9 protein-coding genes are annotated in these 12,482 nt (G+C 65.4%); 5 read left to right on the plus strand and 4 right to left on the minus strand.

Annotated features, from left to right (window positions below):
- Positions 1–169: 169 nt before the first annotated feature.
- Complete coding sequence (locus H5T65_08960) at positions 170–1,081, plus strand: DMT family transporter (protein MBC7259365.1); 912 nt, start codon at positions 170–172, stop codon at positions 1,079–1,081.
- A 38-nt stretch (positions 1,082–1,119) separates the two neighbouring features.
- Here H5T65_08960 and tkt read toward each other — a convergent pair whose 3' ends face one another.
- A complete protein-coding gene (gene tkt / locus H5T65_08965) occupies positions 1,120–3,183 on the minus strand; it encodes a transketolase (protein ID MBC7259366.1) in 2,064 nt (687 codons plus the stop codon).
- A gap of 321 nt (positions 3,184–3,504) precedes the next feature.
- Between tkt and H5T65_08970 the strand changes: the two genes are divergently transcribed.
- Complete coding sequence (locus H5T65_08970) at positions 3,505–5,028, plus strand: aromatic amino acid lyase (protein ID MBC7259367.1); 1,524 nt, start codon at positions 3,505–3,507, stop codon at positions 5,026–5,028.
- A 66-nt stretch (positions 5,029–5,094) separates the two neighbouring features.
- Here the strand turns inward: H5T65_08970 and fusA are convergent, their stop codons facing one another.
- Complete coding sequence (gene fusA / locus H5T65_08975; protein MBC7259368.1) at positions 5,095–7,155, minus strand: elongation factor G; 2,061 nt, start codon at positions 7,153–7,155, stop codon at positions 5,095–5,097.
- A 373-nt stretch (positions 7,156–7,528) separates the two neighbouring features.
- Between fusA and H5T65_08980 the strand changes: the two genes are divergently transcribed.
- The 3 genes from H5T65_08980 (at position 7,529) to H5T65_08990 (ending at position 10,678) form a co-directional block, all read left to right on the plus strand.
- A complete protein-coding gene (locus H5T65_08980; GenBank protein MBC7259369.1) occupies positions 7,529–8,362 on the plus strand; it encodes a patatin-like phospholipase family protein in 834 nt (277 codons plus the stop codon).
- Positions 8,363–8,367: 5 nt separating this feature from the next.
- Positions 8,368–10,044, plus strand: a complete 1,677-nt coding sequence (locus H5T65_08985) for an AarF/ABC1/UbiB kinase family protein (protein ID MBC7259370.1) — start codon at positions 8,368–8,370, stop codon at positions 10,042–10,044.
- Between the two features lie 88 nt (positions 10,045–10,132).
- The gene (locus H5T65_08990; protein MBC7259371.1) at positions 10,133–10,678 is read left to right on the plus strand and encodes a hypothetical protein; all 546 of its coding nucleotides are present in this window, start codon (positions 10,133–10,135) and stop codon (positions 10,676–10,678) included.
- Between the two features lie 10 nt (positions 10,679–10,688).
- On the opposite strand, the gene H5T65_08995 is transcribed toward H5T65_08990, so the two are convergent.
- On the minus strand, positions 10,689–11,540 hold the full coding sequence (locus H5T65_08995) for a hypothetical protein (protein ID MBC7259372.1): 852 nt from the start codon (positions 11,538–11,540) through the stop codon (positions 10,689–10,691).
- A 37-nt stretch (positions 11,541–11,577) separates the two neighbouring features.
- Positions 11,578–12,381 carry a hypothetical protein gene (locus tag H5T65_09000; protein MBC7259373.1) on the minus strand — a complete coding sequence of 268 codons (804 nt, stop codon included), beginning with the start codon at positions 12,379–12,381 and terminating at the stop codon, positions 11,578–11,580.
- Between the last annotated feature and the right edge of the window lie 101 nt (positions 12,382–12,482).

Raw genomic sequence — 12,482 nt, forward strand, 5'->3', positions numbered from 1 at the left:
CTCACCCCGACGGGTACGCCACGCATGTACTCTAGCACAACCGCGTGGCGTGTCAAATGGGGGTGCGGCGCGCGTGCCTTTGGCGGCCGTTTGTGCCAAAGGCTATGCGCGATTACAATCTGCCCGTCGCCGCGAAGGCGAATCCGCGCGAGCATCTCGGGAGCACGACATGGAACGACGCGATTGGTCAGGGACTGCCCTCACCGTGCTGGCGGGCGTATCGTTCGGGGCATTGCCGCTTTTCGTTACGTGGCTGAGCCGAGCGGGGGTCGGCGTGGGGTTGCAGGTGGCGGTGCGGCTGGTGGTGTCCATCGGCGTGTTCGCCACCATTCTGGCGAGGGTTTCGCCAGGGAACAGCCGGCCCGTTTCTCTGCGGCAGTGGGCTTTGGTTGCGTTCAACGGGTTGCTGATGGTGTCGGCGTTCACGACCTACGTGCTCTCCATTGCGTTGGGCACGCCGCCAGCAAAGGCGATCCTCCTGGTGTACCTGTATCCCGTGTTCGTGGCGCTTATCGGCTCCCGCGCACTGGGCGAGCGGCTGACATGGCGCAGGGGGTTAGGGATTGCGGCGGGAGTGGCCGGCGCGGCGGTCATGGTGGAGTTCTGGACGATTCGGAGCCTGGGCCAGGTTCAGGTTGGGGATTTCTTCGCGCTTGCGAACTGCGTGGTGTACGCAGGGGTGGTGGTATTGGGGCGGCGCGGGAGCGTGCGCGAGCAGATGCGCCCGCTGGTGCTCACGATGTGGTCGTTTATCTTCGGGCTTGGGTGGCTTTGCCTGGGCGGCCTGGCGATGAAGTTGGCGAACTGGGGTGGGGAAGTGTTCCTCGGATTGCCGCAGGCGGTTACGCTGCGCACGCTGGGGGATTTCCTGGGCATTGCGATCTTCGGGACAGCCATCCCCTATGGCTTGATGTTCGCAGGTCTCAGTCGCACGGAGGCGACGACCGCGAGCGTGCTCCTCCTGGTGGAGCCAATCAGCGTGATCGTCATGTCCATGCTGTTTCTGGGGCAGTCTGTCAGCCTGTGGCAGGGCGTGGGCGGCGCGGTGATCCTGTGCGCGGCGCTGCTGGCCTCGCGTTGACAGACCAACCGTAAGTTGACATAACGCGAGGGCGAGTATCAGCGCTGCGCGCGCTTCAGCGCCTGGCGGGCATGGTCGGCTACGTTTTCCATCGTGAATCCGAGTTTTGCATACACGACCGGCCCGGGCGCGCTGGCTCCGAAGCGCCCAAGTCCCACGATGGCGCCGTTCTCGCCGACGTATCGCTCCCAGCCCAACGGCACGCCTGCCTCCACGGAGACCCGCGCGCGAACGGCGCGGGGCAGGACGCTCTCCCGATAGTCCTCCGGTTGCTGCTCAAAGAGTTCCCACGAGGGCATGGAGACGACTCTGGCGTTGACCCCTTCGGTCGCCAGTTGCTGCCCGGCTTGCAGGGCGAGGTGCGTCTCGGAGCCTGTGCCGATCAGGATCACGTCGGGGATGCCGTCTCGCGACTGCCACAGGATGTAGGCTCCTCGGCGCAGGCCCTCGGCAGGCGCTACCTGCGAGCGATCCAGGGTTGGCACGTTCTGCCGCGTGAAGAACAGGGCCGTAGGGCCGTGGGTGTTGAGCAAGGCCGCGCGCCAGGCTTCCGCCGTCTCCGCTGCGTCGGCGGGGCGGATGACCGTGAGGTTGGGCACGGCGCGTAGGCTCATGATCTGCTCCACGGGCTGGTGGGTGGGGCCATCCTCGCCCAGGGCGATGCTGTCATGGGTGAAGACGTAGATGACGCGGATGCCCATGAGGGCCGCCAGACGCATGGAGGGGCGCATGTAGTCGGCGAAGACGGTGAAGGTGGCCGTGTAGGGGATGAGGCCGCCGTGGAGCGCCATTCCGTTGGCGATGGCGGCCATGGCGTGCTCGCGGACGCCGAAGTGGATGTTGCGCCCGCCGTAGCCCCATTCGCCGCCCACCGCGCCTTGCCGGTCCTCGGGGTTGTGCCGGGGACTTTGGAAGTCGCCGTACCCTTTGAGCCAGGTGAAGGTGGAGGGGTTCAAGTCGGCGGAGCCGCCCATCAGTTCGGGCACGGCTGCGGCCAGGCACTGGAGCACGGTTTCGGACGCTTTGCGCGTGGGCTGGCCTTTGGCGTCCGGCGGGAAGACGGGCAGGCTCGCTTCCCAACCCTCGGGCAGGTGGCCTGCTGTGCAGCGCAGGAACTCGGCGGCAAGGTCGGGGTACGCCTTCTCGTAGCGGGCCAACAGGGTTTGCCAGCGGGCTTCGGCTTCGTGCCCGCGCGCTACCGCCGTGCGCAAGTGCGCCAGGGCCTCGCCAGGGATGTGGAATGGCTCTTGCGGCCAGCCGAGGGCTTCCTTGGCCGCGCGGAGTTCCTCGTCGCCAAGGGGCGCTCCGTGCGCCTCAAACGTGTTTTGCTTGTGCGGCGCGCCATAGCCCAGGATCGTGCGCACGAGGATGAGCGAGGGGCGGGCACGGTGCGCCTTCGCCCTTCGGATGGCTGCCTCTATCGCTGCGAGATCGTTGCCGTCGTCCACGTGCTGGACGTGCCAGCCGTAGGCGCGGAAGCGTTTGGCCACGTCCTCGGTGAACGCGAGGTCGGTGGAGCCAGCCAGGGAGATGCGGTTGGCGTCGTAGAGGACGATGAGTTTGCCCAGCCGCAGGTGTCCTGCCAGCGAGCAGGCCTCCGAGGCCACGCCCTCCATCAGGTCGCCGTCGCTGGCGAGGACGTAGGTGTGGTGATCCACGATGGGATAGCCGGGGCGGTTGAACCGCGCCGCCAGGTGGGCCTCGGCAATGGCCATGCCGACGGCGTGGCTGATGCCCTGGCCCAAAGGGCCGGTGGTGGCCTCCACGCCTGGCGTATGGGGATATTCCGGGTGGCCGGGCGTCCTGCTGCCCCACTGGCGAAAGTTGAGGATGTCCTCCAGCGACAGGTCGTATCCGGTGAGGTGGAGGAGCGAGTAGAGCAACATGGACGCATGTCCCGCTGAGAGCACGAAGCGGTCTCGGTTGGGCCATTGGGGATTGCGCGGGTTGTGCTTGAGGAAGCGGTCCCACAGGATGTAGGCCATCGGCGCGGCACCCATGGGGGCGCCGGGGTGGCCCGAATTGGCCTTCTGCACGGCGTCTGCCGACAGGAAGCGGATGGTGTTGATGCACTGCTCGTCAAGCGACCTGGCGTCTTGCATGGTCGGCACCTCCTTGGAACGGCAGGATGCAACTGAACTACCGGCACATTATAGGCCGGTTGTCGGGAGAGCGCCAATGCCATCGCCTGCGACGCAACCGCGAATGCACGCGAACGTAACACAACGCCGGAGAGTTGGGTTTGGCAAGATGCGCCTGCCGCGGTACAATGATGCAGCAATGTTCCGCAGGCACGGATACTTTACGAGGAGGTGAAGTATTTGCCGGCAACCCAGATTCCTCTTTGCTTCTGACAGCCCGCAACTTTTCGTTGAAGCCCCACTTCTCTTTGGTGTGCCCCATAATCTTGAGGAGGCGTTTCTATGACAATTGTCCTGAACGGGAAGAATCTGACGGTGGATGCCCTGGTGCGGATTGCCCGCGACAACGAGCGGGTGGAATTGGCCCCCGAATCCCTGGAGAAGATCAAGGCGTGCCGCGCGATGCTGGAGGAGAAAATCCAGGCGCGGGAGATCATGTACGGCGTCAACACGGGCATTGGCGAGTTTTCGGAGATCGTGCTGACGGACGAGCAGGTGAAGGATTTCCAGCGCTACCTCATCTACAACCACGCGGCAGGCATCGGAGACCCCATGCCCATAGAGTACGTGCGTGGGGCTATGGCGAGCCGCATCAACGTGCACGCGCATGGGAACTCCGGCTGCCGCCCGGAGATCACGCTGACGCTCGTGGAGATGCTGAACAAGGGCGTTACGCCCTACGTGTGTCAGAAGGGGTCGGTGGGCGCGTGCGGCGATTTGGCGCCGATGTCCCAAATCGCGCTGCTCCTGCTGGGCGAGGGGCAGGCGTACTACAAGGGCGAGTTGCTCCCCGGGCGCGAGGCGATGGAGCGGGCCGGGATTCCCATCCCGGGGTTGCAGGCGCGGGATGGCCTGGCGGCCATCAACGGCTCCAATGTGCTCACGGCGATGAGCGCCCTGTTCTTGTACGACGCCAACAACTGGCTGAAGCAGGCAGAGATTGCCGCGGCGATGTCGCTGGATGCCCTGCTGGCGAATATGAAGCCGTATCACCCGAAGATTCACGAGGCGCGGGGCTTTCCGGGCGCGATCCGCAGCGCCCGAGCCATCCGCACGTTGATGGCGGGCGGCGACCTGGCCGAGGGGCGGCTGAAGGTGAAGGTGCAGGACGCCTACTCCATGCGCTCCACGCCGCAGGTCATCGGCGCGGCGCACGACGCGCTGGCGTGGGCGCGGTCGCAGGTGGAGATTGAACTGAACGGCGTGGGTGATAACCCGATTTTCTTCCCGGAGGATCGGCTGCAACTGTCGGGGGCCAACTTCCAGGGGTCGCCGGTGTCGTTGCCGATGGACATGGCCGGGGCGGCGATTACGATGGTCTCCGTCCTGTCGGAGCGCAGGCTGAACCGCCTGAACAATCCGGCGCTGAGCGTGGGCCTGCCGGCTTTCCTGACCAAGGGCGCAGGCATGTTCTCGGGCCTCATGCTGAGCCAGTACACGGCGGACATGCAGATTGTGGAGCAGCGCATTCTGTCCATGCCGGCGTCCATTCAGTCCATCCCTGCCGCAGCAGACCAGGAAGATTTCGTGTCCATGGGGATGAACACGGCCATCAAGAACATGCAGATTCTGGACAACGCCTATGGCGTCCTGGGGATTGAGTTCATGGCCGCGGCGCAGGCGCTGGACTTCCGCACGCACAAGGTGGGACACGGGGTGGCGAAGGCCAAGGAGGTCATCCGCCGCCATGTGGCCTTCCTGGACGTGGACCGTCCGCTGTACCCCGATCACAACACGATGAAGGAACTCGTCAAGTCGTGCGAGATTCTGCGCGAGGTTGAGGCCGTCGTCGGCAGCCTCGGCTAGGGTGGCAGACGAAAAAAGACGGGAGGCCCGCGATGGGTCTCCCGTCTTGTCGTTGATGCGTTGTAACTACGCGGCGGCGCGCTCTATGATGGCGCGGGCGATGTCGGGCGATACCTGGGCGTAGTGGTGGAACTCCATGGTGAAGACGCCGCGCCCCTGGGTCTTGGAGCGCAGGATGGTGGCATAGCCGAACAGGTTTGCCAGGGGCACATGCGCCACGACGACGTTAGCACCGTCGCGCGGCTCCATGCCCAGGAGACTCCCGCGGCGCATGTTCAGGTCTCCGATGACCTCGCCAGTGTATTCTTCGGGTGTTACCACTTCCAGTTGCATGATGGGCTCCAATAGCACTGGCCCCGCCTTGCGGGCTCCCTCGCGGATGGCGAAGGACGCCGCGGTGCGGAAGGCCATGTCGGACGAGTCCACCTCGTGATAGTTGCCGTCCACGAGGGTAACCTTGATGTCTACCATCGGGTTCTGGGCCAGGACGCCGCGCTCAAGCCCGTCGCGGATGCCCGCCTCAATGGCCGGGACGAACTTGCGCGGGATGGACGTGCCGCGCAGGCGATCCTCAAACTGGTATCCCGTGCCGGGCGGCAGGGGCTCCATTTCCAGGATGACGTGAGCGAATTGCCCGTGTCCACCGGTCTGGCGCACCAGGCGGTACTCGGTTGTTACGGGCCTGGTGATGGTCTCGCAGTAGGCGACGCGCGGCTCGCTCACATTGGCGCGGACGTTGAACTCGCGCCGCAGGCGATCCACGAAGACGTCCAGGTGGAGTTCACCCATGCCCGATAGGATCGTCTCGCCGGTGCGCTCGTCCTGGCGCAGGTGGATGGTCGGGTCTTCGTCGGCGAGGCGAGCCAGGGCCGCGCCCAGTTTGGCCTCATCGGCCCGCGATGCGGGGGCGATGGCCACGGAGATGACCGGCGTCGGGAAGTTGATTTTCTCCAGAACAACGGGCCTGGCCGGATCGCACAGGGTATCGCCAGTGGATACGGCCTTGAAACCCAAGATAGCGCCGATGTCGCCGGTGGAGATCACGTCCACCTCTTCGCGGCGGTCGGCGTGCATGCGAACCAGCCGCCCCACGCGCTCTTTCTGCCCCGCGAGGGGATTGTAGTAGGACTCACCCTTGCGGATGCTGCCCGAGTACACGCGGATGAAGACAAGTCGCCCCATGTAGGGGTCGGTTGTGATTTTGAACGCCAGGGCTGCGGCTGGCTCGTCGGCGCTTGGGCGGCAGATGACCGTGTCGTCGGTTTCGGGAGATGTGCCCTCAATGGCCTGCATGTCGGACGGCGAGGGCAGATAGGCCACGATGGCGTCCAGCAGGGGCTGGATGCCCTTGTTTTTCGCTGCGCTGCCGCACAGGAACGGGATGGCTTTGCCGCTCAGTGTGGCCGCGCGGAGGGCCGCCGTGAGTGTGGCCGAGTCCAGGTCCTGACCTTCCAGGTAGCGCTCGGCAATGGCGTCGTCCACATCGGCGAGTTGCTCAATCATCCGCTCTCGCCAAGAGAGGGCTTCGGCCTCCAGGGCAGGGGGGATTGGCCCGTCAACCGGCTGCCCGTCTTCGTCAAAGCGAATGGCCTTCATGGCGAGCAGGTCTATGACGCCCTCAAACGACGCTTCGGAGCCAACGGGCATCTGTACCGCGATGGGGTTGCACGATAGGCGACGGCGGGCCATGTCCAGCACGCGGGCGAAGTTGGCCCCCGTGCGGTCCATCTTGTTGACGAAGCCGATGCGCGGCACGCCGAAGCGGTCGGCCTGGCGCCAGACGGTTTCCGACTGCGGCTCCACGCCGGCGACGCCGTCAAATACGACTACGCCGCCATCCAGAACGCGAAGCGACCGCTGGACCTCGGCGGTGAAGTCAATGTGGCCGGGCGTGTCAATGATGTTGATGTGGTGCCCCTGCCACTGGCAGGTAACCGCGGCGGACTGGATGGTGATGCCGCGTTCCCGTTCTTGGGGCAGGAAGTCCGTAATGGTCGTGCCCTCGTCCACGCTGCCGAGCCGGTAGGTTTGGCCGGTGTGGTACAGGATTCGCTCTGTCGTTGTGGTTTTCCCTGCGTCTATGTGGGCAATAATGCCGATGTTTCGGATTTGGTCTAGTTCAGCCATGGATACTTTACACCTCGTTTCGGGCGCAAAACAAAGGCAGTAGCGCGACGCCGTAAAGATTTGCTACTGCCTTCTCATTGCAACAGCGAAGTATTCGGTTTTGCATCTATATTGTACGAGTTCTGACGAAACTGTCAAATCTGATACGACGCGGTTCGGTTCTATTATGGGTGAGCGAGGTGGAACGCAAGTCCGAAAGCGCGTCGCGCCTGTACCCATGGCGCGACCAGTGGAGTTTAGCCCCGAGTGGGCGAAGCGGTTCGGCACACGGCACGAGGCGCCGCGGGCCATGCGCGCCTTGACGGGATGGCGGGTTGGCGGTATAGTGAAGCGCAACTCCCAGGCTTGCGCACCATCCACAGGAGTAGCGAGCATGAAGTCAGGCCGAATTGCGTTGACCCTGTCCGGCGGAGGAGTGCGTGGCTTCGCCCACATCGGCGTGCTGAAGGCGCTGGAAGCGCGCGGCTGGCGTCCCCATTTGCTCACGGGGGCCAGCATGGGGGGTATCGTCGCCGCCGCCTACGCTTCGGGCATGAGCGTTGCCGAGATGGAGCAGGAGGCGCTGGCGCTGACGAGCCTGCGCCGCCTGGCGCAACTGCTGGACCGAAAACCGACCCCGACCGGCCTCATCGCGGGCGACCGTCTGCTCCGCTACTTCCGCACCAAGTTGCGGAAGGCCCGATTCCACGATTTGGCGGTGCCGTTGGGCCTCATGGCGGTGGACTGTGACACGGGCGAGCAGGTGCCCTTGCGTGAGGGCGACGTGGCCCTGGCAGTGCGGGCGACGATGGCCTTCCCGGGCGTCTTCGCGCCGGTGGAGATCGGGGGCCGGACTCTGGTGGACGGTGGCGCGTCGGACAACCTACCCGTGGCGCTCGCCAGGGAGATGGGCGCGGAGTGGGTCGTGGCGGTAGACGTCTGCCCCCGGAGCGCCCCATGCCTGGGCAGCGACAATGCGGACGACGGCACGTCCCTGGTTCCTGCGCCACGCCTCATGGCCCTGATGCAGCGGGGATTTGACCTCATCATGGCGACGCTGACGGACCTGCGCCTGGAGCAATGCCCCGCCGATGTGCTGATTCGCCCGGAGGTGCCTGCGAGCGTTGGCACGTTCACAGGCTTCACGCGCATCCCCGAATGCATCGCGGCGGGCGAGAGAGCCGTGCAGGAACACGAGGATGCGCTGCGCCGGGTGTTTGAAGGTTGAGGCGCATGTTGGAGTTTCGGCGTCGCTACAGGAATCTGGGCCGATACAGGGAGATCGTCGGCGTCTTGGTGCGACATGGGTTCCTCAATGTCGTGGAGCAGTTGGGGATTGCCGGCTACGCTCCGTGGCCCCTGCGGCTTGTTACGGGCTACGCGGTTTCGGATCGGTTGAGCACCGAAGCCAGGGTGCGCCAGGCCATTGAGGAACTCGGGCCTACGTTTGTGAAAATCGGCCAGATTCTGAGCACCAGGCCCGACCTGATTCCTCCCGCGCTGCTTTCCGAATTGGCTAAGTTGCAGGATGCCGTCGCGCCAGCGCCGTGGGATTCGGTTCGGGCCTGCGTGGAGCGCGAACTGGGGGCGCCAATTCCGGAAGTCTTCAGCAGTTTTGACGAGGAGCCGATCGCCGCGGCGTCACTGGGCCAGGTTCATGCGGCGACGCTTCGCTCTGGCGAAGAGGTGGTCGTGAAGGTGCAGCGGCCGGGGATTGAAGACACCATCGCGGCGGACCTGGATATCCTCGGCGACCTGGCTGCGCTTGCCCGCGAGCGCACGCGGTGGGGGCAGGTGTACGACTTCTCGGCCATCGCGGAGGATTTCGCCTACACGCTGCGCATGGAGTTGGACTACGTGCGCGAGGGGCGGAATGCCGAGCGCTTCCGCGCCTATTTTGCCGAAGATCCGGCCGTGCGCATCCCGAAGGTCTTCTGGGCGTACACGACGCGGCGCGTGCTCACGCTGGAGCGGCTGCGAGGGGTCCGCATAGACGATCTGGACGCCCTGGATCGCGCGGGCGTGGACCGCCAGGCGCTGGCCGAGGAAGCGGCGCGCATCGTGATCCGCGAGGTGTTTGACCTGGGCTGCTTCCACGCCGATCCCCATCCTGGGAACTTTTTCATCCTTGACGACGGGGCCATTGGCGCGATGGACTTCGGGATGGTGGGGTACATGAACCCGGCCGACCAGATTGCGCTGGCGCGGCTGTTTGTCTCTACGGTGCGACGCGACACTGCTGCCGTGGTGGATGAGTTGATTCGCATGGAAGCGGTGGGATACGGGGCCAACCGCGTGGCGCTCCAGCGCGATTTGGACCGACTGGTGCACAAGTATCAGGATGTGCGCCTGGGGGAGATGCGCGTGTCGGAACTCTGGGATGACATTTTGCCCATGGTGTTTCGCCACCGCGTGCGGTTGCCATCGGAGTACTGGCTGCTGGCGAAGGCGCTGGTGATGATGGAGGGCCTGGGGGCGAAGTTGGCGCCGGACTTCAGCATTCTGACCGTCGCGGAGCCTTACGTGCGAGACCTGGCGGCGCGCCTGGTGTCGCCAACCGCGATTTTCACGCGGGCCACGTCGGGGTTCCAGGAATGGCTGGAACTGCTGCTGTACCTTCCGACCCACGCGCCGAGGCTGCTGGATCGGCTAGAGCGAGGCGACCTGCGGTTGGGCGTGCGTCTGGACGATGTCCGGGAGAGCCTGCAGCGGGTGGATCGCACCATGACGCGCCTGTCGGCCAGCGTGGTTGTGGGCGCGCTGGTGGTGGCCTCGGCGATTCTGGGCGCGGCGGCGCTGTGGGAACAGGCGCGGGTCTGGGCGGCAGTCGCCAGCGGGCTGGCCATGCTCCTGGCCATCGCGCTCGGGCTCTGGCTGGCCTACGCCTCATGGCGGGCGGGGCGGCGGTGAGGAATCTCGGACTGGCGCGTGAATCTTGCGCGGGCGCGATGTGGAGGAACGGATGACCAGAAAGAGCACAACAATGGGATTGATCGCGATGTTCCTTCTTGTTACGTTGGCGGGAGGCTGCGGTGGGCGGACGCCCGAACCGTCGCCTGCCACGGTAACACCTGCTGCATCGCCGCCGGCTGTGAAGACGCCCACGCTGACTTTCACCCCATCGCCGACGGTGGCCGTCTCTGCGACGCCCACAGGCACGCCGGAACCCACGGCTTTGCCCGGAGACCTTCGCATTACGTGGGGCGAGTGGTGGTACGAGGGCGAATACCTTGCCAATCCCGACAAGTATCCCGCCGACCCGGTTTATCACGACCGAAGTTTCAACATCCGCGTTACGATTCAGAATACATCCTCGCAAGTCCTGCCCGGCGACGTGCTGCCGGTGTTCTACCTCACCGACGGCGAGGGGGAGCGGCCGGTCATCACGTGGTACTACAGCCCCGACGACCTGCGCCCGCTGAAACCCGGCGAGAAGAAGGAAGCCGTCTTCCGCGCCTTGACCTACGCGCCCGGCCAGTGGATTGCGAGGGCCGAAATTCAGTGGCGCGGGCAGGTGTGGGCGAAGGAGTTCCCCAAGCAGTAGCGGCCCCTGCTTACTCGGCGATGACGATGGGCAGCCAGAGGCGTCGGGCTGCACCCGGTGTCGGCGTGCGGGTGGGCGTTGGCGACGGCGTCGGGGTGCATGTGGGCGTTGGGGAATGCGTGGGTGTAGGGGTGGGCGTATCTGCGTCCGTTGCGGCGAAGATGACCCCGTAGCGTGCCCAGGCGAGCATGGCCTCGGCGGGATCGCTTACGTTGGCGACGACGAGGTACAGGTTTTGATAGAGAGCCGGTTGGACGGCGGACTGCGGCGGGAGCGGGTCGTTCTGCACCGGCACGGGGATGGCTTCAGCAGCGAAGGCGCTGACGCCCAACCACGTAGCCACGAGTTGGGTTCCGGATGATCCGACATAGCCGCTGGCGGCGACACGGCTACTTTGCGAAACGACGCGGATGTTGTCGCATGCGAGCGGCTGTACCCCGTCGGGTGGGATGTAGGGCCATTCGCCGTTGGCGATCGTGAACGTTCCCTCAATCAGCGCCGACCCCGCATGCTCGCGGTACAGGAGCGCATCGTCGTAGCAGAAAGGGCCTGGCGCCAGTTCACACGGCATCAGGAGTAGATTCGCGGAGCAGAAGGACAGGAACGTGGCGCCGAAGTCGCGCCCGCGCGCCAGGAGTGCGTCGCGGATGACGCGCGTGGAGAAATCGCCCTCCAGGGGCACGCCGCGCTCCCATATGTCGCGCATGACCTCGGGGCCTCCGCCATGCTCCTCCAGGTACTGGAAGAAGACCCACGAAGCGTAGTGGTTCTGCGACTCCGCAAGGGAGCGGTCGGGGCCCGAGAAGAGGCTGGGCAGATAGCCCACGTTGTCATTGATGTCGTCGTAAACTTGGTCCTCCATCCAGGTTGCCGTGCCCTCCATGAGCCAGCGGCGGGCGTCAAACCCCTCTGCCGCCGCATTGTAGCCGAACTGAATTGCGTGCGGCGGTTACCTGGAGGATGGGAAGCGGCAGGCGATGGTGCAGGGCGATGTAACTGGTGCGGGCAAACGGCTCCATGCGGCCTGGCGAATGTTCGTTGTCTCCCTTGATGGCCTCGGGAAACGTGAGGCCGTCCACGGAGAGGTGGACGATGTAGATATCGTATAGCGGGGAGCCTGGGTCGGTGTTCTCGTCGGAGGGCGGTTCCAGCCAGCCCAGCGTTTCCACCTGCACCTGGCGCGAGCGTTCCATGACCTGCGCGACGCCCTCCACGTAGTCGGGCACCCCATTGGCGTTGGCGTCGGTGGTGGCTACCGCGTCTGTGCCCGAGAGGGTGTAGTGGAGCAGAAAATGGTCGGTAGCCAGGGTGATCTCCGGCCCGCTGAGGGGCGGGCGCGTGTCGGTTCGCGTGAGCCCACGGGCGCCCGCGGCCACCGGCCACTGCGCCAGCGCCGCCCGCGCCCATTCGGGGAGCGCCGCCCAGCGCCCTTCGGTCTCAACGAGAACGGGTGTGCCGCATTTGCCGCGCTGGCCCAGGGCGAAGGGGCGCGGGAGTTGCTCGGGGGCGAACAGGGCGGTAACACCGTACACGAGGCCCTGATCGGCGGAAATGGCGCCCGCCTGCACCGCGTCGCGAATCCGGTCCCAGTACGATGCGGCGGGGCGGCGGACGGGAGGGCGCGGGTCGGCAGTGGAGACGGTTCCCAGGGTGGCGAGAACGGCGAACAAGACCCCTATTCGGATGGCGGCAGTCTTGAACAAGAGAGTCCTCCTGGGAACGCTGGTGCTATTGTACGGGAGAATCGCGCGGACGTCAACCGAGTCGGGGCGAGGAGAAAAGGGGGACAGGAGGCTGGAAGAGC

Source organism: Chloroflexota bacterium (assembly GCA_014360805.1).
Taxonomy (GTDB): domain Bacteria; phylum Chloroflexota; class Anaerolineae; order DTLA01; family DTLA01; genus DTLA01.